Consider the following 24,740-nt stretch of genomic DNA (forward strand, 5'->3'; position numbering starts at 1 on the left):
ACCTGATTCCCGAATGGTCAGACAACAAAAAAAACGGTTTGACAGGATAGAGTCTAACCGTTTAAATCAAGTTTCACTAAGTTAAGTGATCCAAGAGATCCAAATCAAATTTTAAAAAGCAATTGGGAAAATTGATACAGTCCATTCTTCCACACTGGCCAATCATGCCCACCTTGTTCCTCATTCCAAATATGAGAAATGCCGTGTTGTGCCAAATAAGCATGCATTTGATCACTGATATGTTTGAGGTTATCCTGATCTCCACAGGACAGCCAAAGGTTTCTCACAAGCCCAGTAATCTCACTCGGATTAGGGATGAGCACTTCCGGGGCACGTGTGTTTGGGGCAGCGGAAAAGGCTCCAATCCATGCAAATCGATCGAGATTACTCCATCCGATATTTAAGGATTGACCACCGCCCATCGATAAACCGGCAATCCCGCGGTTGTCCCGATTGATCCACACCGGGTAATTCTCTTCAATATAAGGAATTAAATCGTCAAACAGGTCGGATTCAAATCTCTCGAACGCTTGAATTTTATCCGGATCAAACAGATCCCCCTCTGCTCGATCATTCGGCATCGCGCGGCCATTGGGGAAAACGACAATCATCGGCTCAAGCTTGCCATCGTCGTACAGATTATCGAGAATGACCTGAGGAGTGCCATGATTGTACCACTCGGTTTCATCCCCGCCTATGCCATGTAAAAGATACAGGACATTATACGTATTATCCGAAGAAAATCCGGGAGGCGTATACACCATTGCTTTGCGCGAATTCCCCACCGTTGTCGAGGGATATTCTACCGTCTCAATGATCCCGCGCGGTATGCCCTCCCTATACTGATCATATCCTTTTGGTGCTGCGATCATCCTCATTCTCCTCTCCTACACTTGCATCTCAAGCTTCTATTGAGCCAGATGCCGTTGTTAATCGACATAACCAAAGCCCAATATCGTAAACGATTTGTCTTCATGACCTTCGGCCATTCCAATCTCAATGATGTGCTCGCTGGACTGCTTCTCATCGAACAGGAGCAGCACATGACAATGCGTCCAATTGATTTGATGCGGATCAGCTTTATGGACCAGCTCCCCGTCCACACATATATTTGCGGTACCAAACTCATCACTTGCAGAATCCTTGAAAATCAGAATGAGCCGCTTGCTCCGCAGAATCATCTTGAAGCTGCCAGCTTGACTCCCGCTCTCTCTGGAATACATCCAGTTATTAGGAAAATGAGGCGTGCCGTATGGATCATCATCCATCTCAGCCATTTGCAGATCCGTATCCGTTTCTCCAAACCCCCCCACTTCGATGCGGGCGACGCTCTCGCCATTCAGTCGGTCCAGCAGCTTCACATCCACAAATGCATTTCCGATTAGTGGTGGTTTATTAATCGTATCCTTTCCTTGATCCAGGTCAGAACGATCCGTTACCTCAAACAGCCAGCCCAGACAATCGGCCATGACAAGATGCCCGGCATTGGTTGGATGATAGATGTCATGGAAGTATTGCTCTTTGGAGATGAGTCTTCCTTCCTCAGGGGGAAGTTGAAACTGTTCTACAACAGCATCTTTCACACTTACCATCGGGAGGTTGTAGTGCCAACCTATAGGAGCCAGCCGATCCTGCAGATTCCAGTCGTTCTTAAATACGCTGAATAGCAGAATGACAGCAGGATCATTGTCAGCTCTTAACGCTTGCAGCACAAGGCTTTCATAACATGTTCCTTCGGTTTCATCATCGGCATCGTTCACGGCGAACTCCACAATGACTATATCTGGCTTGACTTTCCCCTCTCTAAGTACATCTCGATGATAGCGGATTACACCAAGCTCGGAAGGTGTTCCGCCTAACCCGGCCTTAATAAAACGTAGTGAGCTGTTACTTGTTGGAGCGAACATTTTCTTGAAAAGGTGAAAGGATTGATATGCATAACAATTCATATGAATCGGTTCAGCCCCGGCACCTTGAGTAATCGAGCCACCGATGTATGCAATCGTTACAGGCTCACCGCGTTTTGTTTTCTCAATAGCCTTCTTCAGTCTGGCATTATGACCTTTATGCAGCAGTGATTTTGCAATCAGATCACGATAAGCTTGCGATTCGAAGTTCAAGGATGTCTCACTCATGTCCTGCATGAAAAATCATCCCTTCCCGGATAAATGAGAGTAACATCGTATGCTAACAGATGTCTTTTATACTTTATTAACTTAAAGTCTAACGCTCGCATGTAAAGCAGACAACCTGTTAAATGCTATGTCTTTACCTGACAAAGTATAGTTTGTATTCCAATACCCAGCCTTCTGGCAGCCAATTTTGAATGTCAATCCGTCAGGTGAAAATATAGGACTGTCCAGCCTCTGCATTAAAGGAAATAGGCTTGAGACCAGGGCCTTGCAACTGACAAACACCAGTGTTTGTACTTTTTACGGTTACTGTAGTCACCTCCCCCATCTTCCAGGAGAAATCGAGTGTATATCCGCCTCGGGCTCTGAGGCCTCTAACACTCCCTTCATGCCACTGGACAGGTACAGCAGGCAGAAGCCGAATCACGTCAGTGTGACTCTGCAGTAACATCTCGGCAATTCCCGATGCTCCACCAAAGTTGCCGTCAATCTGAAATGGCGGGTGATTGTCAAAAAGATTAGGCAACGTTGAGTGCTCCAATAGAGCCCTGACATTTTCGTAAGCCATCTCTCCATCCTCAAGGCGTGCCCAGAAATGAATGATCCAGGCCCGGCTCCAGCCCGTGTGTCCACCGCCATTTTCCAACCTGCGCTCCAGCGTGATCCGTGCAGCCTTCGCCAATTCCGGCGTATGTGCTGGAGAGAAACATTCTCCAGGATACAGCCCGAATAGATGCGAGATGTGCCGATGGCCTGGTTCCACTTCTTCATAATCCTCCATCCACTCCTGAATTTGGCCGTTCTTGCCGATCTGCGGCTTCGGGATTCGCTTCAGGGCATCAGCGAGTTCTTTTCTGAATGAAAGGTCTCTTCCAATCAACTCGGCACTGCGAATACAAGCGTTGAACAGTGCTTCGATGATCTGAAAATCCATTGAAGCCCCAGCGCAAAGCACACCGATCTCGCCACTAGGCAGCTTATAGCTGTTCTCAGGAGAGACGGATGGACAAGTAATCAGACGGCCTTCTGCATCCTCGATCAGATAGTCCAGGAGAAATTCGGCCGATTCCTTCATGGTTTCATAGGCCTGTTCCAAAAAAACGAGATTCTGATTATAGCGATAATGCTCCCACAAATGCAAGCATAACCAAGCAGCCCCCATCGGCCAGAACGAAGCTGGAAGATAGGTATCCTGAGGCGCTGTGTCTGCCCAAATATCCGTATTGTGATGTGCCGTAAACCCCCGGCAATCATACATAACCCGTGCCGTGATTCGGCCCGGCTCCCGCATTCTCTCAATCAGATCGAACAATGGCTCGTGACACTCTGCGAGATTGCAGTTTTCGGCCAGCCAGTAATTCATTTGTGCGTTAATGTTGATCGTAAATTTACTATCCCATGGCGGTGTAAAACTGTCATTCCATATCCCTTGAAGATTTGCAGGCAAAGAGCCTGGTCGGCTGGAGGAAATGAACAGATAACGGCCATACTGAAAATAGGTCTCGATCAATCCCGGGTCCTCTGATCCCTTTTGGAATTCTTCTAATCTTTTGTCAGTTGGAAGTTCATTACGTTCAGAGCTCTTTGTCAGATCCAATGCTACTCTGTTGTAGAGTTCACCATAATCCGTTGTGTGCCTTTCAAGCAGCGTTTCATAAGGAATCCGGCCAAGCTCTTCCAGGAGAAGTTTACAGTGTGACTCCGGATCTTCCTGACGGAAAGTCGTTCCCGCAGCAAGCATCAGTGTGACCGAGGTCGCGCCCTCCACCAGCAGGTACTCGCCCAGAAGGCGGCAGGAACCCTCATTTGGTACCGCTTTCATAACAGCAGCAAAAGAACTACCCTCTTTACCACCGCATTCACCAAGCATGATCAGGCCGCTCTGGTCCCACTTCTTTGTTTTCTCCATGTACCTCCAGTTCTGTCGGTTGAATCGGGCTTTTATCGATACTGCATTCTTTGTATCTGCGGAGATTCGAAGTATGATGGCCTGATCCGGGTGGCTGGCAAACAGCTCACGTGAATAACGGATGTTGTTGACCCGATAGCTTACCCTTGAAACGCCCCGGTCCAAATCAAGCTCCCGTACATAATCCTCGACAGGACCATCATGATGGCTTAACGATAACTGCAGCTCCCCAAGTGGCACATAATGTCGCTGCGCTTCTGGAAGTCCCGCCATCGTCATGGAAGCAATCTCTTCAGCCTCCCGAAGTTTCCCTTCCATAATGAACTTGCGGATACGAGGCAGATTAGGGAGTGCATCTTCATTGTTACGATCACGAGCTCCACCGTACCACATGGAATCCTCATTCAACTGCAATCGTTCCTCGGCTACACCTCCAAATATCATTGCACCAAGGCGACCATTTCCAATTGGCAGAGCTTCGTTCCACACCTTGGCAGGTTCGCTGTACCACATGCGTTGATGATTCTGATTTGCTTCTGTCATTGTGTTCCTCCCATATTCATATTCGAAACAACTTTTAGGTCTATAATTCATTTTAACATTCAAATATGGAAAGAAAATGACGTAATCCGACCAATCAGTACTCTTTCATGATATGTATATTTTTCTTCATGCCAATAGCTCGGGCCAAAATACTGTAATTTTATAAGTGAATGCTTTAATTTGATAAGTAGCTCGCATGATATACTTTAGCAAGTATGATTGACTATAAGGAGGAAACGAATTTGACTCACACTATTGAAGGCGCTTACACTACCTCTGAATACAGAAATATGTTTTTGGAACTCGGTTATATGGATGAGGAAATCAAGGCAAGAATCGAGGACACTTGGAACGAACTGTTCTACGGTGACCCGGATACGCGCATCTATCACCCCATGGGTGAGGACAAAGGATACATGCTTGACACTGGCAATCTTGATGTGCGTTCCGAAGGCATGTCTTACGGCATGATGATGGCTGTGCAAATGAACAAAAAAGAAGAGTTCGATCGACTCTGGAATTTCTCGAAAACATTCATGCAGCATGCGGAAGGTCGATACAAGAATTATTTTGCATGGCATTGCAAACCTGATGGCACGCGGATATCGCAAGGGCCCGCACCGGACGGTGAAGAATTTTTTGCGATGGCCCTTTTCTTTGCCTCCAACCGCTGGGGAGATGGACCTGCGCCATATGATTATGCAGAGCAAGCGAGAACAATATTACATGCATGCCTGCATCAAGGAGAACATGGCGAAGGCGATCCGATGTGGGACCCGGAAACGAAATTAATCAAATTCATACCGGAATCACCGTTTAGTGACCCGTCCTATCATCTACCCCATTTTTATGAACTGTTCGCGAAATACGCAGATGAGTGCGATCAAGCTTTTTGGAGAGAGGCTGCATCAGCCAGCCGGGCGTATCTGCACAAAGCGTGTCACCCGGTGACCGGACTTTCGCCCGAGTACGCCAATTTTGACGGCACACCCGCACCGCCGCAGCGTCATGGAGATTTCAGACATTTTTACAGTGACGCTTACCGGGTTGCAGCCAACATAGCCCTTGACTGGGAATGGTTTGCCAAAGATCGTTGGCAAGTGCAGCAGTCCAATCGGATACAGGCATTTTTCAGTGATATTGAAGTATCCGATTATCGTCGTTACACCATCGAGGGTGAACCTTTCGACGAACCATCACTGCATCCTGTTGGACTTCTAGCCACCAATGCCATGGCTTCTTTGGCCGCGGACGGCCCACATGCCAGCCAGTTTGTGCACCAGTTTTGGAAAACGCCGCTGCGCCAAGGTGAGCGCCGATACTATGACAACTGTCTTTATTTCTTCAGTCTGCTGGCTTTGAGTGGCAATTATCGCATCTATTAAATGTAGTGAATGCCCATCTTTCCACCTATTCCATTCCTAAATACCTCGTTCCCGGTCGCATGCCCTTCTTGCGAACCGGGAACGTTTGGTTATTACATCCCTTGCAGTTGAATGTCACCTCTGCCCACCTCGGCAAGCGAGAACCGTTTGGCTTCAGAAGAACGATTATCCAAATTGAGATAGACGGAATACGTTTCTTCCTCCACGCGAAACAGCGGGATAAATTTCACTGAGACCCCCTCTTCATCCTCTATACTGAAGGCTAATTCATGCTGGGGAAGTCTGCTCATTCTCTCGCAAAAATCATCTTTGGATATTCCCTTTGGCAGTTCAGCCTGCCCCAACTGCGCCAGCAGAATGCTACCATACATCACTGCTGCCATGTTCTTTGAGCCTTGGAGTGGAACCAAATGCAAATACGCATTGATTTCGATGTCGAGCATATCTCCATGTTGGAACTCACGCTGAATAATGATATATCCGTTTTCCTTTTGGACATGAACCGGAACAGAGTTAATCTTCACCGATTTGACAGCCTTTTCCTTTAACATCAATGTAAAGATCACAGGCTGGGCTAGCTCATCTAGCTCAATCAGAAGTGTAGACGCAAGTCCGTCAGGAAAATCGGTATACTGTGTAATTCGGGCTTGCTGTTCATCCCATACCACCGTAGATGATATGAATGCATTCAGCAGCAGCATATTTCCACTTTTGAACCAGATGTTCTTTTGCAACTCGCTCATAGCTTCCACCCCGCTCCCGGTACAACACCAAAAATCGCTGTACGGGGTGCTGAAGCTTTTGGATGCGCCTCTTCCCATTGGCTGATGGTATTGTGATAGTCCTGTTTTGCAGCTCGCACTGTTCAAAATGGCATTGTATTTCAACTGCTCCATATGATCCAGATATTTTACCGTCCCGGACAGTCTTACCATTCTTTCCAGTATTCGCTCTGTATTATGCGCGCAGCAGCTCTCACTTTCACCGCCTGTCAATGCATCCTCAAGTCTCCCATCCTCGCCCCAATGCTCCGATTTTTCGGAAACGCCACCTTCTATATAGGCGGTCGCCTTCGAGCTGCTATTACCGTTCACAAACGTTCTCCCTTGCACATACTCGTAGAAATGTAGCGAGGCTGTTTTATATTGTTCCTCGCCGGTAATCTCATAACGATGCAAGGCTGTGATAACCATCGGCAGATGGGTATTAGCATGCAGATTCTCAAGCACGTCCTGACCCTTTGCAAGCGAACCGATGAAATAATCCCTGTCGAACAGACGCGCCAGCTCAAGCAATTTAGCATCAAGTGTGAGGTCGTACAGGGAATACAGCGCGTCTCCCATGCCTCCAAACTCATTCATCGGGTTCAATCTGGTACAGCGCAGAATACCGTCAATCTTCCAGAAGGAAAGTTTCGCGAACCGCCCATGAATATAATGGGCCAGGTTCACGGCAACCTTCAGTGCATTCGAGTTATTCAGGTACACATGGCAATCTATAAGTCCCTGCATGATTTTGTGCAAAGTATAATATGGAGCCCATACTTTCCGGTTCTCCTCGTTCTCCAACAGATCGAGCTGATCTTCCCCAAATGCGCTCACATATCCGTTAGGCCGAGCACAGAATTCCATAATGTCAACAATCTCGCTGGCTTTGTTGTGAAGTGCCTGATCCTGATCAGCAAAGGCAAACTTGGCGCAAGCCGACAGAAAATGTCCCACAAAGTGTCCTCTCAGGGCACAATCCTCAGCTTCCCAGCCACCCAACGGCTCGGCATGAGAAGCAGTCCCCGCATTAATTCTGAATGTGTGCATAAGCCGGTTAATATCAAATGAAGTCATGTACGATTTGACAAGCTGCCTTCGGGTAGTGAAGTCTTCTCCATTCAGCTGCACTTCATTCAGGCCAAAGTTTTCAAACAATATTGGATTACCTCCTGTCCATAAAGATACATGAGAAGGGTACAACTAAATTCAGACCAGTTCTTCTTATTTGGAAATGGATGAAGAATCATACGAGGACTGCATAATTTCCAGATAACGCTTAATGTTCAGGCCCTCCAGCCCTTTCACGTAATCGTCCCAATCCTTATCCAGACTCTTCGCACCTGTAATGAATTGCAGGGCATTCTGGTCAATATAATCCTTGAGATTCGTCTGCATCATGCTTGTTTCATCGGCGTTTGCCGGGTCCACCCACAATGCCCAATGTGGGAAAACTTCATCGGGTTCTTTGCCTTCCATCAGCAGTGTTGCCTCATAAAGTCGGCGTTCATATCCGTCACCTGCATAGATGTCCTTGCCCTGCACTTCGGCATCACGGTATGCCCGATGGTGATTGTACTGACTCAGCGCAGCCCAGCTGTCATTGCGTGGCTCCGCTCCTGTTGGCAGTGGAATGGCTTTGTAGAGCGGCTGCACCTGTTCATTGAGGGCAACCTCACCTTCTTGTGGCTTGCGCCAGCTTGTGCCCTCCTCACCCAGATATGCGCTCATGGCTCCTTCCTCTGTGTAGAGATAATCCAGCATTTTTATGGCTGCAATCTGTGTTTCTTCGCTAGCTTTGTTTGTCAGTACAAAAGAAGCACCGGGATCGATCGGATAGTTGTAGGTCGCATAATTGGCATGCGGCCCTTTCAACGGAGGGATCGGATTATAATCTTTCCCATAAGGAGAGTCCTCGGCAGTGTTAACAAAAAGAGACGGGTGCATGGCCGCACCTGCGCCAAGAAGCTGCGCATCCGCGTTATCTCCGATCTTTTTGAAGGCCCCGACATTTTGCGTGAAGGCACCCGGGTCGATCAAACCTTCATCGTACAGCGACTTGATATAGGCAAGTCCTTCCTTCCACTCCGGTTTGCTTGCAACCGTCTCAACCCGGCCATCCTTTACAATCAGATAGGTTCTGTCATCATCGTAGATAAACCCATTCATCAAGTACGGAATGATGTGCACGCCGAAATTTTCAATGGAGCCGCTAAGCGGGACTTCATCGGCTTTACCGTTGCCGTTCGGGTCCTTTGTTTTGAATGCTTTCAGCACTTCCTTAAATTCCTCTGTCGTTGTGGGCTCGGATAATCCGAGCTGTTTTAGCCACTTGGTATTCATCCACATCTTGTTCGGATAGGAACAGTGGAAACATTCATTCAAGCCCGTCAGACCGTAAATATTGCCGTCGGGCGCCGTATTCATCGCTTTATAGTACTCACTGCTGTCCAGTACCTTTTTGATATTCGGCGCATATTGGTCAATCAGATCGTTGAGCGGCACAATGACACCTTGCTGGCCAAATTTCAACAAGTCTGTTTGAGAAAAACGGTCCACCCATGGAATGAGCAAATACAGGTCCGGGTAGTCGCCCGAAGCTAGTGAAATCTGTCTTTTTTCAGCTGCACCATCAAAAGGAACGGTCGTCCAGTTTATCTTGATGTTGAACTTCTCTTCCATTTTCTCTGTAAACTTGTTCGTCTGAAGGTTGGTATCCGAACCTTGGTGAGCGAACACGTTAATGGACACATTGTCCCCGGATGAAGCGCCGTCCCCCTTTTCCCCGCTGCCTAGAGTTGAACATCCCGCAAGTACCGCAGACAGAAACAACAAACATGCAAGTACAAATGACCCTGTTTTTCTCAAAAAGACCCTCTCCCTTATGAATGATTGGAATGAACTAGCCCTTAACGGAGCCAATCAACATGCCCTGAACGAAATATCGCTGAACAAACGGATAAATAACAAGTACGGGCAAGCTGGCCATAACAATTAGTGAAAACTTCATCAACTCGGCCATTTGCTGCTGTTTCACCATCTCCCCCAAATTCATGTTACTCGTGCCGTTGCTCAGAATCAGAATGCTGCGGAGAATCAACTGAAGCGGATAGAGCGATTGCGTTTTTAAATAGATTAGGGCATCAAAATATGCGTTCCACTGTCCAACGGCATACATCAACGACAGAACGGCAATGATGGGTTTGGCAAGAGGTAGAATGACGCTGAAGATGAAACGGATATCGCTGCACCCGTCAATATCAGCTGCCTCGGACAGCTCTTCAGGGATTGAATTTTGAAAAAAGGTACGTGCGATGATCACTTGCCACACCCAAATGGCATTAGGAATCAGCAGGGCCCAGCGAGTATCGATCAGTCCCATCGATTTGACCACCAGATAAGTTGGGATCAAGCCGCCGGAGAATAGCATGGTGAACGTAACAAACATCATGAGAGGGCTGCGCCCAACAAAGGTTTTTTTGGAAAGTGGATAAGCAATCATAATGGTCAACGCTACACTAATCAGTGTTCCGATTGCGGTATAAAATAACGAATTGGCGTAACCCATAATAACCTGATCGTTGCGCATAACCGACTTATAGCCGTCCAGTGTCAAATCAATGGGCCACAGCCAGACTTTTCCGGAGGAAACCGCTGCGGGACTGCTCAAAGAAGAGCTTACGATATAGATCAACGGATAGAGTACAGCAATCAAGACCACCGTCAGAACAATGTAGATGATAGCCATGAACACTCGGTCTCCTAAAGATTCTCTGATCGTACTCCCCTGCTTAACCGCCGAACGGTTGGCTTGAGATAGCAACTTGCTCATCGTGTGGAACTCCTCCCTTTTTCCGCATTACCACAAGCTTGTATTGGACAGACGCTTGGCGGCTGCATTGACTGTTAACAACAGAATCAGGTTAATAAGCGAATTGAAGAGGCCAACAGCGGTAGCGAAGCTGTAATTGGCGTTAAGCAATCCCATTTTGTACACATAGGTAGAGATGATTTCCGAAGCGGACAGGTTCAGCGGGTTTTGCAACAAATAGATTTTCTCGAACCCGACTGCCATGATGTTTCCAACGCTCAGGATCAGGATAATAACCGCCGCTGGCAGCAGGCCGGGCAGATCGATATTCACCATTTTCTGAAATCGGTTAGCACCGTCAACCTTGGCAGCCTCGTACAATGAAGGATCTATGCCCGACAGGGCTGCCAAATAGATGACCGCCGAATATCCCATGCTCTGCCAAACATCAGAAAATACATAGATGGATCGGAACATGCCCGGCTCTCCAAGAAAATTGATGGCCTCCAAACCCAGCGCACCTGCGATGGTGTTAACAATGCCAAGCCGCGGCGAAAGAAACATCATGATAATGGATACCATCACAACCGTAGAAATAAAGTAAGGGGCGTAAGTAACCATCTGTACCGTTTTCTTGAATTTGGCGTTCTTCACTTCGTTCAGTGCCAGTGCCAGCAATATAGGAACCGGAAAACCGACAATTAAACTGTAGAACGAAATGTACAGCGTGTTTTTGATCAAGGTAGCGAATGCGGGGTTTTGGAAAAGTAACTCAAAATATTTGGTACCTACCCACGGACTTCCCCAAATTCCCTTGATCACGTTGTAATCCTTGAAAGCGAGCACTGCGTTAACCATAGGCACGTACTTGAAAATGATAAAATATGCGACAGGAGGAATAATCAGCAAGTAAAGCTGCCAGTGCCTCCTCCAGCTCTTGGACAAGGCCAGCTTCAATGCGGATCGCCTGCCTTCTTTAACAACCGTTTTGCCATTCGAAATTGTCGTTCTCAGAGTCATCCCCCCCAGTAGGTGGCCTATCGGAAATAAGCCTTTCCCAATTTGATAGCGCTTTCTTGCTCGTAATCATAAAAGTGCATACCCGGTTGCGTAAAGGTACACTTTACAAAATGAGGTACGATTCCAGTCAAGAAGGCTGGGAGGCCTGATATTCCCTTGGATTACACCAGGGTTTTCCTGTGGTTTCCGCTTTGTTTTATCAAGATGGATACCTCCTGCTTGATTTAAATGGGATCATGCATCTGTCGAAATGCACTAGGCAAGACACCTCGAACCCGTTTGAAGGCTCTTCGGAACGAATGCGCGCTGTTATATCCGGTTGCTAATGCGATTTCATCAATGGTCTGCTGACTCTCCCGTAGCAGCTCAGCGGCTTTGTTGATTCGCACCACTTCCACATAATCGGAAAGGTTCTCCCCGGTATGTTCCTTGAATAACTGAGATATATACTTTTCCGGTTTGCCCATATGTTCCGCAATCCGGTACACCGTCAAGTTGGCATCAGCATAACGCTCCTTGATATATACAATCGTTTCGTTAACAAATCCGGCATGCATGTTGGATTTTCGACGTTGAACGTCTTGGCATACGTCTTTCGCCAGATGATGGAACTTACTCTGAAGTATGGCAACCTTATCCGTCACCTGAATCGCCGAAATTCGATCTTTAAGCTCCTCCACAAGCGATTCTTCCATCATAATCTTTGGTTCCAGCTTCAGAAATGTTCCCTTCAATTCCATGATGAACTGCTGTGTCATGTCATACGACAGCTCTCGCTCTGTGAAGTTTCGGCTGAACAACTGATCCAAAATACGGTTCGATTCTTCCAGTTCTCCGACCTTGAGCGTATTTAGCAGCCGTTGTTCAGACTCAATCGGATAATAGTACAGTTCCGTTTCCTTCACCGCATCCTCGAATTTCATCATATGGTCCTTTCCAGTGTGAAGGGCATATTCCAGCGCGTGTCTTGCCTCATTGAACGAACGGCCAACGTCATTCCATACATCATAAGAAGAGCCCGTTCCAATTGTGGTCGATACCCGGTAGTCCCGGTACACCGCATGCGTCAGTTTTTCCAGTTCAGCTTCACATGGATGCAGGGCTTTATCCGAAGAATCTCCGCTTAGGGGATACACAAAAGCAATCTGATCCGTTCCCCAGTCTGTTATCAGCACTTCGGAATTCCACGCCGTCATGGCTTCGCGCACGATGAGCCTCGCAACGCTTAGTTCTTGAATAATTTCTTCGCTATCCGGACTGCCATAACCGTCTACCTTCAGGATCCCCACAAAGCCCCAGCTGGTTTGAAGCGAAATACCTGTCTGGGAAGAGATGGCCTCCAGCTCGCGCGTTGTGTAAAACTCTCCGGTAAGCAGACGTTTAATGAACCCGTCCCGCAGCATCGGGAGCTGCTCATTCAATGCGTTCTTGAGAAGATGGTTGTTCGTAATGAGACTCGTAATGTTGCTGGCCAAAAAGTCGTATTCGTTGTTTGTTTTTCCAGGCAGCCCAATATCCTGCTCCCGGAACACGGACAGAAGCCGATGAATCGGAGCGCTGTTTCGATAAGCCAGCAGAAGCCCGATCAACAATCCGAAACCAAGCGTTGCTAGCGTAAAGGTAAAGGTAACCTGCTTGATTTGGTCTGCTTTGACCATAAGCGCACGTTCGGGGATGCCAGCCATGTAATTCCAGCCGTTTTGATTGGAGTGAATGGAAATCAGCAGACGTCCGTCGCCCATAGGCTTCGCTTCATCGTCCTTGCTGGCCGTCATACCCTTTAATTTTTTCGCCTCGTCTTTATTCAAGCCGCTCGAAAAAATGATATTTCCATTGGAGTCTGTCACCAGTGTCCATCCTCCATATTGCTCCACAATATGGTGAGTCAGGCTCGCCATTTTATTCTCATCAATCATTACGCCGATTGTAGCCTGTGGTTTGTTAAAGCTATTTAATGGAAGCGATTGAAGAAACGTAATGGCAGGAGCGTCCACAAGCACATTACTGCGAATCTCCTTTTTATAGTTTTGTAGGGGAATGATTTCGTTTAAATGAGGCTTTTTTAATACGTTCTCTTTCCACTCTTCGAACGTCATGCCTTCCAGGCGATTGGCAGCAAAATAATGTTCAGGTCGGTAGTAAACCGTTGTAGGCGTAATAATGACATTATAGTTCGGGATATAGATGAAGAAATGAGACAAATAATCATTGGTGCTGCTGTACATGGACAGACTGCGCTGCATACGGCTCAAACCGTAGACATTATTAGCGTCGTGCGGCTTGGGATCGGCTATTAAACGGTATAAATCCTGGTTAATGGCCAACTGTCTCGTGAAATCCTCGACCTGCATGAGATTTCGTTCAATAATTTCTTTGCCAAGATTGAGTGATTTTAAGCTGTTCTCAATAGAACTTGTCCTCGCTGCTTCAATGGATGCTCTATAGGAGGCATATCCGGCAATTTGAGGAATCATGAGAATAATAAGATAAGAAATCATGAATCTGCGGAACAACGGCGAGAATTTGAACCATAAGCGCTGCATATGTACCTCCTTCTTTCGTAAGCGTTTACAAATCTTTTTTGTTAATGATACACCTTTCATTTGCACAAGGTGAAGGTACAACTTCTGCTTTTGGGTACAAATCCTTAAAATCCCATGACAAGACCCCATATCGTTAAATAGAAGAGAACCCGCTACGTCTGATCCGTATGCTCGTTTTTAATGTTTTTGCTGATTTCCACCCTGAATACAAATAAGGACCTCCACGGCCATATTATGGCTTGGGAGGTCCTGCTTGTACATGTTTTTTAATTAACAGCTACAAACTTCCATTGCTGGTTGGTTGCGCCTGTGTAATCGTTTTGCTGCAATTTTGCACCATCTGTCGTCGCAGAACCTGCTACTTCAACGGCTTTATTGCTATTCACATTTATAATACTCCAGTATCCATTGCCCAGATCATTGATTTTGAAATGCTGCGCTGTGGTATTCAAATTGCTCATAAGCTGAACCGCTTCTCCGTTGTTGCTGGTTCCATTCCGAATGTCGATGACCTTATCGGGCGAATTCACACTCGTCAAACTGTAAATTCCGCTAGCTATTTGATTCAGGACCCACTTTTGAGGATTGCCTCCCAGATCGGACCATTGCTGAAGCTGCAAATTGTTCTCGTTTACGCCACCCGGTACATCAATTACTTTGCCTGAATGTCTGGCCACAATCTTGTATGTCGCCCCAGGAATCAGGCCAGTTGATGGAGTGCCGCCGTTTGGATAGGTCTGAGCACGTTCATAAAACCAATTGAAGAGGAATCTGCCCATCGCGCTCCGTGAAGCATCGCCGTCCCATTTCAGGCCAGCCGTAGGATCGGCAAAGGAGCTTCGTTGTCCAGCATCGAGAATAAAACCGTTCATGTGAGCTGCAATACTGACATTGCCTGCCGCGTTGAAAATGGTCTTCGTATTGTTACCAAAGCCCTCATTGCTGCCATTGAACAGATTCCAGTATTCGGAGTCGCCTGCTTTCGTTTTAAACCATGTTACTTCGGTAATGTTGATCGGATATTTATCGGCCGCTGCCTTTACATTGGTATTCCATTGATCTTGAAGAATGGACATGTTGTCATGCGCTCCATACCCTGGATACCAGTGAACCGCATAACCGTAATTGTTGAGCGGGTCTGTCAACGGATGGCTTGCTGTCAAACTGTAGAATTGGTTATATCCCAGACCAGCGGCCCAGATAACATTATCCGCGCCTTGGCTCCGGATGGTCGAGATGATGGAATTCTGGAAATTGCGCAAATCGTTCCAGTGGTCCACAAAGTCGTTCTCGCCATTATAGCCACCCCAATGGCCGTTAGCATACGATTTAACCGGCTCATTGATCAGCTCGAAATGTACGTTGTCTGCACTTTTGATTTCCGGCCGGGAAGCGAGATAACCCCAGATTTCGTTGAATTTTTGCAGATTGGCTGAAGTGGTAGCCTGATCATCCTTTAATGTGAAATCAAGACCGAGCGTAACATAGACGCCTTTCGTTTTAGCGTATTGGATATAAGGGATAATGACATTCTGCGTTACCGTTTGTACACCTGCAAAATTGTAAGTACCTGCTGCCACATCACCCATGTCCTCACGGTCAATGAACAGACGAATCTGATTCATATTCCAGCCGTGGCTGCTTCCGTATTTTGGACTTGTACTTGTGAACGTATCCGTAATGTCTTTCAGATAAGCCAATGTGGCAGCATGGCGGTTGTTGCCATGAAGATTCAGATAATAATTGCTGTTCTGGTAAGTCCAATAAGCACCTGAAGGCTGATGCCAACCACTTAGTAAGACGGGCTGATTATTGCTGTTAACCAAATTCTTTCCATTCACGTGCAGTTTGCCCATTGGCATACCGACCCATGCCTCCGCACGGTCCGATCCAAGTGGTGTAATGGACAACAGCAGAGCAAGAACGAGCATGAATTTCAATGACATCAACAATTTTTTCAATATAATCCCTCCTGTTTTTAAGTTTTGAAGCGATGAAACGGACGGCAACACCTCCTCTCCTATATCTGTTCAACTAAACTTTTACACAATAACGGAGAGGACAGAAAAAACCTGGAGAAGCGAAGCGTTCACCTAAAAGCTTTCTGAAAGAAAGCTGCATCGGAAGCATACGCTATCCCCGGATTTTCCCCTTAGGAGAAGGGAATCAAAAAAATCTGGGGATAACAGCGATCGGAAGGTTATTCTGTCAACCGAGTGCCAGTGTAAATATCCTCTAGTTGGACTTCATCCAACGATGCCTGTACGTTCAACACTCTCAACGAAATAACGCTGTACAAACAGGTAAATGATGATTAAAGGCAGGATGGCCAGCAAAATGCCTGTATCCTGAATCATGCTTAGATAGAATGGATCCGCCTTGGATGCACCATCGCTTACCTGCTGGGCCAGATTGTACGGAAGAGAGGACAGTTGTGTTGACATCACTTTACTGGACGTCAGATAGGTTGTCGTGTAGAAGCTGTCATTCCATTGCCACACGAAGGAAAAGAGCAGCACGGTAACAATGGACGGAATTGCGTTTGGCAGCATGATGCGTGCAAAGGTTCGGCTGATGCCAGCACCATCGACGTAAGCCGCTTCCTCCACCTCTTTGGGAATGCCCCTGAAAAATTGGCGAAAGATAAATATATACAAACCTGCTTTGAGCGAATTGGCTGTTATGGCAGTCAGAATAAACGGCCAGTACGTATTCAGCAGATTGACGGGTTTGCCTGCAATCAGCGACATCAGTCCCATGAGATCGAAGCTCTTTAGATTCAGATACACCGGGATCAGGATCGTGGTGGGTGGAACCAATATGGTCAGAATGACTCCCGCAAACAACAGATTACTTCCCTTAAACTTCAAACGGGCAAATCCGTATCCAGCGAGTGCACAGGAAAGCGTGGTCAAAATAGTCGTTGTTGCGGACAACGCAAACGTATTGAACAGCGTTGCCCAGTAATCCATGACACGGATAGCCTCTCGGAAATTGTCAATGGAGAAATTCTGTGGGATCCAGACGACAACAGCCGAATACAAATCACTTTTATCCTTGATGGACGTTGATATTTTCTGAAAGATAGGAAACAAAATAACGAAGGATAGTCCAGCAATCAGTGTGAGCCTCACAACCGACCACAGCCAGCTTTTCCACTGCTCCAGCGACAACAGCCTTGATATTATCAACGCGCATACCCCCTTTTCTAATCTTGATAGAAGACACGTTTGGAGAAAATAAGTGAAACGATCACCAGAATGACGGCGATAGCCAGGAAGTAAACCCATGCCATGGCTGAGCTTAATCCAAAATCAAATTTAACAAAGCCTGTATCGCGAATAAGCTTGGTCATGGCGTTGTTTGCAAAAGAATCGACGATGGTATAGATGACGTTCACAAAAATGAGCGGGCTGACCATTGGAAACGTGATTTTCCAGAAGGCTTCATAGCCAGTGGCCCCTTCCATTTTGGATGCTTCATATAGCTGGGGCGATATCGTTTGGATACCTGCCAAAAATATGAGAATCTGTACACCGGATTGACTGACAATCTGATATATTCGGTCTACCGCACCGCTCAGATATGTCACGACCCATTCGCTCAACCCCGCATCCAGCATCAGCTTTTCAATCTCAAAGGTTCCCAAAGCGCTGCCGCCGGTACTGCTCTGATTTACAGCCTCGATCAGGCTGGTGCTTTCCAGTGACATAATGACCCCCGATGCCAGAATAACCGGAAGGAAAAAGATGGACCGCGCAATCGCCCGACCCGGGAACTTCTGATTCAGAATAACCGCGAGGAACAGGCTAAATATAACGATCAGGGGCACATTGACGAGCACATCTGTTATGGATTCAATCAGTGCCCGGTTGAAGCTGGTATTTACCGTCATCGCCTGGATATAGTTGGCGAAACCAGTAAACTGGATCGATATCCCCTGCGCATTCGCCTGGATCGAACTCAGGCTGTAGCGGAACGAAGCCAGCAGTGGAACCAAAAAGAACAGGACAAAACCGACAAGCCAGGGAAGCACATAGATTACTCCCCAGGCCGCTTTCTGCTGAGCGTAGGTTCGGCGTCCCCACTTCCCTTTCAGTAGCGCTTTCAGAGTTGCTCACCACCTGTCACATAACTTTTGGCTTCCACGTTTTGACCCGCTGCCTGCACCGGGAAGTCGTTATAATTCACCAGAGTGAAGCTTCCATTTTCGTATGTCGTTTGAAATACCCCTTCAGCCAGCTTCTCGTGTGCTACCATGTGAAGCCCTGCAAAAGGGCGATTCGCTTGATTGACCTCTTTATACATCTCGGCTGCCAGATCGATCCATTGTTCATAATGAGCAGCGTACAGATGGTCATAATCCGTTTCCTTAACAACATGATTCGGTGCATTAAACCAGGTGAAATATGGGCTTGCTCCATACTCCACGAGCTTTAATACGTACTGTCTCGCATCCGTATAGGTTGACAGATTGTAAGCAGCTCCTGTATAGCTAATGCCACCATGTACAGCCAGTTGGAAGAATGGAATTTCCTCATCCTCCAGCTTGAAGCGACTGCTGGACATCGGTGCATCCGTGAGACCTGTCACATAGGGCAGCGCATAGGCATTCCCGCCTTCGGCAACAACAGGTATTCCTTGCTGTGCAATCTGCTTCAAGCTCTCGGTAACGGCTGCTTGGGCTCCTGTACGATCCAGCAGTTTCTTCGGATTCATGTCACTGTTCACTTGATCAGCCAGATCACGCAGTGACAACCCCCCTGGCTCATAGGGCTGGAGTGCTTTCAGCATGTCTTGAGTCACATCACCCAGCAAATGCGGAGAAAGAATATAGGACGGAAGTCGATCCCGGTCACGCCGCAGTCTTGCCGGGTCCATCGGATATAGAAGTGCAGGTTCCTGCGTCAGTGTGCGTGAAGCTTCCTTGGAAGGACTGAATCCTGTCTTGGAATGCACATTCAGTACAGCGACATCGGGATAAAATCCAATCCCCTCCTTACGAGCATAGTCGCTGAATTCTTGCATGCCTTTTCGTCCTCCAATTGCTCCATCCACTTTGATGGAATCCGGTATCTGATGTTGAAGCCCTCCGTTAAACCATCCTGCATACCGAACCTGAATGTTGGATACTTCATTTTTCTTAAGAATCGACAGGATCTGCCGGGCTTCATCAAAGGTGGTCAACGCTTCGGTAGAGTCGTAAGGGATGCCCAGGATATGTTTCCTGGTCGTCATTCCGCCGATAAGCTTCAGGTAAAAAGGAATATCCTTTTCTCCCTCAGCGATTTGCTTCGCAGGAAGGCCGTTCGTCTGGATTAAGTAGTCACGATATAAGGAAGCCAGACCGGAGTATGAGGCTTTCTCTGCCCCGGCAAAGGCATAGCGGATGACAAAATCCGATGTGGTTGGCTTCTTCTGGAACTTGGGAAGTGTCCGTACCATGTCGCTGGCCTGGAGTGTTACATCACTCTTGTTTACAACGTAAAAGCTCGGATACACATTGTTGTAGCTATTCAGCTTTCCGCTGATATCTGCATTTACAACGGCCACCGCTGCTCCTTCCTCAATGATGCCAAGAAATGCGCCGCCCTCACGAATGAGACCGAATACCGGCAATCTTGCTCTTTCCTCAGAGGAATCTGCTTCACGAAGCTTCATCGTCAGATCCGGTCCGTATACATCCTGCTGATAGGCAGGATATTGAACCTTTCCATTATTAAAATGAATGAGCGCTCCCGACCCGTCAGGTACAAACAGGGAACCTTCCTCATCCGCTGCGCCGGCCCCGAAATAATCCAGCACGGATATACTGTTGATCGGGTATTGCTCCGGAAAATGGATGCCGGAGGCAGGTACACGTACAACCAATGATTCCTGATCCAGCTCATATTCGATGGATAGCATAAACATTCGGGGGCCGCTTTTTTCCTGTTCGATGCCATGCTCGGCATTGTCCAGTTCAAGGTCCTCAGACGTGTAGCCTGCTGTCTCAAAAGCCTTCAGAGCCCGCGTTAACTGAAGACCCTGCAGCGCTTTGTCATTCCGAACGTATACTCCCCCTTCCTTATCCTCTGCATATCCAATCTTTAAGGCACGTTGTCCTGCCTTGTCGAGCATGGCAAGCAACTTCTGTTCAAAGCGCTCTTTGCTGATTTTTACAGGCAGATCTTCCACAGAACTCTCATTGGTTCCGAACTGGTAGTTCACCCGGACGCCATTTGGCAATGCTTCGTAGCTTATCTGCTGGTGAGCCACGCTATCCGTATAGGAATTAACCGAGCTGCTCTGACCCAGACTGTTATAGAAGCTTAGCTTGGATTGCGCGGACAGCAGATCCTTATTGATTCCCGACGCAAGCGAATCGATCTTCCGCTCTTCCGGATTGCTGCGCCAGACCTGCCCGCTTTGCTTGTGAATCACCGCAATCTCGGCTGTATCCTCCTGGATGAGCAGCTGCAGCTCATCATTCTGGGCAAGCCCGAGCATATCTGGCAGACGGGCATCGCTGAACGAAGAGGCCAGCTTCTCACCAGGCGGCAGCACAGGCGCTTCTGCTTGTTCATCTGTATTTGCTGACATCCTAGTTACAGGCGTAGAGTCGGGCTGACATCCGCCAAGAAACAGGACGAATACAAGCAGGATCACGATCATTTTTTTGCCCACGTACAAAATCATCTCCATTCTCCTTCCTTAGCCCCGGAGTACGAGTTCCTGATAGATGGTGGCTGCAAAGGACACAATCTGCTGCACCAGACTGAAGAACAGCAGGCAGAGAAATGCCATGAAGGCCATGGCTACCAGCGTCAAAAGCATGGTAAGCACTGTTTTGCCCGGCGAATACTGATGCACAGTCATATTGCCCACAAATAATAGATATACCGTCCAAGCCGTTGCAACCAGGTTGAAAAAATAATAAAAGGCTGTTTCCTGCCCGGAAATCATTAGGCTGAGCCAAATCCACGGAAACTGAATCAGAATCAGCGGAACCAATGCGAAACAGGTGGACATGAAGATTTCCGAAAATTTGCCTTCACCGTCCATCAGTGTGGTTAACGACCAATTTGCTGTACACCAGAACAACACCGGAACAATGACATAGACCATTTCCAGCAGACTGTTCAACCGTTTCGGATTGTTATAATTGACCAGGAACCCGCTATATTGAGCCTGTAGGATCGTCGTTACCGCCAGTAGTCCCAGAATGACCAACGCAATCATCAGCGTTGTTTTCTGATTCCGCTCGTATTTCAGCTCCCAATAGCCGTCAAACGGGTGAAAAATAAGATGCAGTGGATATCCAACCCATTGTCTACTTGATGCCTGCATTCGTTGTCCCCTTTCTCTGTCTGCGAATGATGGTTATGGCTACCAGCCCGGCAACAACCAGAATCAGCCCGGACATAATCCAAGAGAAATGCTCGCGGAGCAGGTCTTTTCGATATAGAAGAAACGCTTTGGAATACCCTTCTCGTTCCATGCTTCGCTTAAAGTATTGGGTGGATTTCGCATAATCCTTCTGCCGCAACAGCGCTTTTCCGATGCCTGCGTAAGCATATTCGAGATTGGCATTCATGTCTGCAGCTTTGGCAAACTGCTTCGCAGAATTTTCCTCGTCCCCATTGAAATAACTTCGTACTGCCTCATGGAGCGTACGGCCGTATTCAGTGGTTTGAAAAACGGTGATTTCTCCAAGTGCTTTGTCCAGCACGAGCATACGATCCCCGGCACGCTCCAGAGAGACAGGGGTATTAAATTGTCCCAGCCGATTGCCGATACCTCCGAACATATGAAGCAAATATCCGTCCCCGTTATAGGTGAAAACCCGCCCCATATTGGCATCAAGCACGGAATACATATCGCTGTCCCCGACATCGACATCGATCATCCGGGAAGGCCCTTTCTCGTTGCTGTACAACAAGTCACCCTGGGGTGGGTAGTATCCTTCCCTTCTTAGAATATCCGCGCCCTGTGCATTCAGTTTCTTGATGGGGAGTCCGGTCTGGTCACCGCTGGTTGCATAAATGAAGCCTTCTTCGTCAATGTCCATATTAGTGAACTCGGTTGGTGTGAACATGACCATTTGACTTCGCTGCTGACGAGTGGCGAATCTTTTCCATAGATATTCCACCGGATCGACCGAAACTCTGTTGGCACCGATAAACGAGGCAAATGAACCATCCGAATTAAACTCCATGAAGCCGTCGAAGACACCCTCAGCCATAACATAGATCCGTTCTCCCTTATCCATAACAACCCGCAGGGGTTTGAATTGGAAATCCTTCTTTAGCAGATCAGATTGTGGTTGGTCCACGATTTTGATCAACTGCCCCTGCTCATTCAGATGAACAATCCGTTGATTATCCGAATCGGCGATGAGCAGCTGGCCGTTGTCCGAAACGTATAAACCTTGCGGATGTTTGAAATGATCCTTCTGTCCATCGTGATCAAATGAATCAATAATCCGTGTCAGTTTAAACTCCCGATCCAGCTCAACGATTCGGTTGTTGCCCGAATCCAGCACGTAAATTCGCTCATCAGCCGTAACGTGCATGTCGGTCGGTTCTTTGAATGCTTCAATCTTCAGCTCCGTGCCTGAAATTATTGTTGTCGCTTCATATGCGGCAGGAGAACGAACCGCCTCTCCCCAGTACGAATAATTGTAAGCATTCGTCTGTCCGTCGGCGAAGGCCGTTGATGCTGCGTTCCCCAAATACAGGAGGCAGGCAAGACCCATGGTGAGCCATCCGCATTTTTTCCACATGCTTTTCAATATGTTGCTGCCCCCCTTCTACTCTTTCATACCGGAAGTTGCCATGGTCTGCATGACACTGCTCTGGGAGATGATAAACAGCGTGATGGGCACGATCATGAGCAGTAATGCTACCGCAGCACCGACACCCGCTCGGGCAATACCACCCTGGATAATCTGACTAAGCGCATAATGCAGTGTTTTCAGATTTTCACTGTAAATAAAACTTCCACCGTCTGTTCCCCATAGGGCTGGAAATTGCAAAATCATAAGCGTCAGCCAGGCTGGCTTCACGTTGGGCATGACGATGCTCCAGAATATACGGTATTCGTTCGCTCCGTCGATTTTGGCGGCCTCCAGCAGCGCATCGGGAATCTGCTCCATGAACTGCTTCATCAGGAACAGGCCCAGGGAAAATGCAAGAGAAGGCACAATAATGGACGCATGTGTGTTGATCCATCCAAGCCAGGACATCACCATGTAGTTCGGAATCGCTGTGACGTGTGGTGAGAACATCAGCGACAGGATGACGATGGTAAACAGCACATTCGAGCCGGGAAACCGATATTTAGCCAGCGGGTATGCTGCCGCGGATGCCAACAGGATATGACCCGCCGTTCCGAGCAGCGTAATCAACAGTGTATTGGCAATATAGCGGGATAAAGGAACCCAGGAGTTGCCCATCAGATTGATCAGATCCGAGAAATTTTCCATCGTCGGATTGTTTACCCAAAAGCGAGGCGGAAATATAAACAGCTCATCAAGCGGTTTGAAGGCATTGTTAACCGTGTAGATCAGTGGCAATACCATGAATGACCCGAACAGTGCCAGCAGCGCAAACAGCATCAGGCTGACGGTAAATGACCGATTAAGTTTTCTGGACATGCCGAAAACGGCCCGTACCTTGCTGGTCATTGTCATTCACCTATCTTTCTCAGCATTTTTTGTGTCAGAATGTTCGTTCCCAGCATCAGGGCGAACAAAACGGTTGCGATGGCGGATGCATAGCCCATCTCAAACCGAATAGTGCCAAAGTCCATCAGATGTGTGACCACAGTGTGTGCCGCATAATTGACACTTGGAAAACCTGCCAGCGCGATGGAGATTTCGGCCACGGCGAACGAGGCTGTAATCTGCATGACCGCACCAAACATGAGCTGTGGTCTCATCGAAGGCAACGTAATATACCAAAGCTCCTGCCAGCGGTTTTTAATTCCGTCCACCGTACCCGCTTCGACCAGAGAACGGTCGATGGTTTGCAGTCCAGCAATGAAGGCTAGGAAGCTCGTGCCGAGACTGAGCCACAGCTGTACGATGATGACGATCGCCAGCACGTACTTCTCATTTGAAAGCCATTGAATCGGTTCGAGAATAACGCCGAGGCGCATCAGAAATCCGTTCATATATCCATAGCTGTCGCCAGAGAACACGATTAACCAGATGAAAAAAACGTTTCCTGAAATGGAAGGTGCATAGAATACAAGTGTCATGACTGCACGGATTTTCGGGGACAGCTCATTGATAATCCATGCAAACAAAAAGCAGGCAATGTAGCTGACAGGCCCGGTAATAACGGCAAACAGCAGCGTATTTTTGAGAGCAATCAAAAATACGTCGTCGTTCAGAAACAGGCGCGAGTAATTTTGCCAGCCGACAAATCGAGGGAGCTCCAGCATGTTGAAGTGGAAAAAACTGAGTCCCAGCGAGATGCCCACCGGAATGACAGTAAACATGAAAAAGATCAGCATAAACGGTGCCATTAGAACGTAATAGTGTCTGCTTCGATACAAATCCCGTTTCATAAGGGACCACCGACTGTCCTGTCTTGCGTGGATGGCAGGAGCAGTCGATGCCTTGGTGGTTTCTGCGTGCAACCGTTAC

At 47.6% G+C, this 24,740-nt stretch carries 17 protein-coding genes; 1 reads left to right on the forward strand and 16 read right to left on the reverse strand.

Annotated elements, in window-relative coordinates; all coding sequences use genetic code 11:
- Positions 1 to 104 precede the first annotated feature (104 nt).
- The 3 genes from P5G61_RS16925 to P5G61_RS16935 all read right to left on the reverse strand — a co-directional run bounded on the left by P5G61_RS16925 (position 105) and on the right by P5G61_RS16935 (position 4,584).
- Positions 105 to 872, reverse strand: a complete 768-nt coding sequence (locus tag P5G61_RS16925; RefSeq protein WP_301247598.1) for an alpha/beta hydrolase — start codon at positions 870 to 872, stop codon at positions 105 to 107.
- Positions 873 to 929: 57 nt separating this feature from the next.
- Positions 930 to 2,135, reverse strand: coding sequence for an SGNH/GDSL hydrolase family protein (locus P5G61_RS16930; protein WP_301247599.1), 1,206 nt, complete (start codon positions 2,133 to 2,135; stop codon positions 930 to 932).
- A 202-nt stretch (positions 2,136 to 2,337) separates the two neighbouring features.
- The gene (locus P5G61_RS16935; RefSeq protein ID WP_301247600.1) at positions 2,338 to 4,584 is read right to left on the reverse strand and encodes a glycoside hydrolase family 95 protein; all 2,247 of its coding nucleotides are present in this window, start codon (positions 4,582 to 4,584) and stop codon (positions 2,338 to 2,340) included.
- Between the two features lie 290 nt (positions 4,585 to 4,874).
- Here P5G61_RS16935 and P5G61_RS16940 point away from each other — a divergent pair, with 290 nt between their 5' ends.
- Positions 4,875 to 5,969, forward strand: a complete 1,095-nt coding sequence (locus tag P5G61_RS16940) for a family 8 glycosyl hydrolase (RefSeq protein ID WP_435874218.1) — start codon at positions 4,875 to 4,877, stop codon at positions 5,967 to 5,969.
- Positions 5,970 to 6,061: 92 nt separating this feature from the next.
- On the opposite strand, the gene P5G61_RS16945 is transcribed toward P5G61_RS16940, so the two are convergent.
- The 13 genes from P5G61_RS16945 to P5G61_RS17005 all read right to left on the reverse strand — a co-directional run bounded on the left by P5G61_RS16945 (position 6,062) and on the right by P5G61_RS17005 (position 24,694).
- Positions 6,062 to 7,891, reverse strand: a complete 1,830-nt coding sequence (locus tag P5G61_RS16945) for a beta-L-arabinofuranosidase domain-containing protein (RefSeq protein WP_301247602.1) — start codon at positions 7,889 to 7,891, stop codon at positions 6,062 to 6,064.
- 66 nt (positions 7,892 to 7,957) lie between these two features.
- Positions 7,958 to 9,601, reverse strand: a complete 1,644-nt coding sequence (locus tag P5G61_RS16950; RefSeq protein ID WP_301247603.1) for an ABC transporter substrate-binding protein — start codon at positions 9,599 to 9,601, stop codon at positions 7,958 to 7,960.
- A gap of 34 nt (positions 9,602 to 9,635) precedes the next feature.
- Complete coding sequence (locus P5G61_RS16955; RefSeq protein WP_301247604.1) at positions 9,636 to 10,565, reverse strand: carbohydrate ABC transporter permease; 930 nt, start codon at positions 10,563 to 10,565, stop codon at positions 9,636 to 9,638.
- 27 nt (positions 10,566 to 10,592) lie between these two features.
- Complete coding sequence (locus P5G61_RS16960) at positions 10,593 to 11,447, reverse strand: ABC transporter permease (protein ID WP_435874219.1); 855 nt, start codon at positions 11,445 to 11,447, stop codon at positions 10,593 to 10,595.
- 341 nt (positions 11,448 to 11,788) lie between these two features.
- Positions 11,789 to 14,107: a helix-turn-helix domain-containing protein gene (locus P5G61_RS16965; protein WP_301247606.1), complete on the reverse strand. Its 2,319-nt coding sequence runs from the start codon at positions 14,105 to 14,107 to the stop codon at positions 11,789 to 11,791.
- A 266-nt stretch (positions 14,108 to 14,373) separates the two neighbouring features.
- Positions 14,374 to 16,068, reverse strand: coding sequence for an RICIN domain-containing protein (locus P5G61_RS16970; protein ID WP_301247607.1), 1,695 nt, complete (start codon positions 16,066 to 16,068; stop codon positions 14,374 to 14,376).
- Positions 16,069 to 16,353: 285 nt separating this feature from the next.
- Positions 16,354 to 17,298 (reverse strand): carbohydrate ABC transporter permease, encoded by a 945-nt coding sequence (locus tag P5G61_RS16975; RefSeq protein WP_301247608.1) that lies wholly within the window; start codon positions 17,296 to 17,298, stop codon positions 16,354 to 16,356.
- A 17-nt stretch (positions 17,299 to 17,315) separates the two neighbouring features.
- Complete coding sequence (locus P5G61_RS16980; protein ID WP_301247809.1) at positions 17,316 to 18,218, reverse strand: carbohydrate ABC transporter permease; 903 nt, start codon at positions 18,216 to 18,218, stop codon at positions 17,316 to 17,318.
- Positions 18,215 to 20,785, reverse strand: a complete 2,571-nt coding sequence (locus tag P5G61_RS16985; protein ID WP_301247609.1) for a DUF5696 domain-containing protein — start codon at positions 20,783 to 20,785, stop codon at positions 18,215 to 18,217. Before P5G61_RS16985 ends, P5G61_RS16980 begins: the two co-directional genes overlap by 4 nt.
- A 15-nt stretch (positions 20,786 to 20,800) precedes the next feature.
- Positions 20,801 to 21,436, reverse strand: coding sequence for a Yip1 family protein (locus tag P5G61_RS16990; RefSeq protein WP_301247610.1), 636 nt, complete (start codon positions 21,434 to 21,436; stop codon positions 20,801 to 20,803).
- Positions 21,420 to 22,871, reverse strand: coding sequence for a hypothetical protein (locus P5G61_RS16995; protein ID WP_435874206.1), 1,452 nt, complete (start codon positions 22,869 to 22,871; stop codon positions 21,420 to 21,422). Before P5G61_RS16995 ends, P5G61_RS16990 begins: the two co-directional genes overlap by 17 nt.
- 27 nt (positions 22,872 to 22,898) lie before the next feature.
- Positions 22,899 to 23,774 (reverse strand): carbohydrate ABC transporter permease, encoded by an 876-nt coding sequence (locus P5G61_RS17000; protein WP_301247611.1) that lies wholly within the window; start codon positions 23,772 to 23,774, stop codon positions 22,899 to 22,901.
- Between the two features lie 2 nt (positions 23,775 to 23,776).
- Entirely contained in the window at positions 23,777 to 24,694 is a 918-nt protein-coding gene (locus P5G61_RS17005; RefSeq protein ID WP_435874221.1) for a carbohydrate ABC transporter permease, read from the reverse strand.
- Positions 24,695 to 24,740 lie beyond the last annotated feature (46 nt).

This window comes from Paenibacillus vandeheii, assembly GCF_030433635.1.
GTDB classification, from domain to species: domain Bacteria; phylum Bacillota; class Bacilli; order Paenibacillales; family Paenibacillaceae; genus Paenibacillus; species Paenibacillus vandeheii.

Excerpts from the sequence above, each read along its gene's own strand:
- P5G61_RS16925 (WP_301247598.1), bottom strand. The coding sequence starts at position 872 with ATGATCGCAGCACCAAAAGGATATGATCAGTATAGGGAGGGCATACCG.
- P5G61_RS16930 (WP_301247599.1), bottom strand. The coding sequence starts at position 2,135 with ATGAGTGAGACATCCTTGAACTTCGAATCGCAAGCTTATCGTGATCTG.
- P5G61_RS16935 (WP_301247600.1), bottom strand. The coding sequence starts at position 4,584 with ATGACAGAAGCAAATCAGAATCATCAACGCATGTGGTACAGCGAACCT.
- P5G61_RS16940 (WP_435874218.1), top strand. The coding sequence starts at position 4,875 with ATGTTTTTGGAACTCGGTTATATGGATGAGGAAATCAAGGCAAGAATC.
- P5G61_RS16955 (WP_301247604.1), bottom strand. The coding sequence starts at position 10,565 with ATGAGCAAGTTGCTATCTCAAGCCAACCGTTCGGCGGTTAAGCAGGGG.
- P5G61_RS16965 (WP_301247606.1), bottom strand. The coding sequence starts at position 14,107 with ATGCAGCGCTTATGGTTCAAATTCTCGCCGTTGTTCCGCAGATTCATG.
- P5G61_RS16985 (WP_301247609.1), bottom strand. The coding sequence starts at position 20,785 with ATGATTTTGTACGTGGGCAAAAAAATGATCGTGATCCTGCTTGTATTC.
- P5G61_RS16990 (WP_301247610.1), bottom strand. The coding sequence starts at position 21,436 with ATGCAGGCATCAAGTAGACAATGGGTTGGATATCCACTGCATCTTATT.
- P5G61_RS16995 (WP_435874206.1), bottom strand. The coding sequence starts at position 22,871 with ATGTGGAAAAAATGCGGATGGCTCACCATGGGTCTTGCCTGCCTCCTG.
- P5G61_RS17000 (WP_301247611.1), bottom strand. The coding sequence starts at position 23,774 with ATGACCAGCAAGGTACGGGCCGTTTTCGGCATGTCCAGAAAACTTAAT.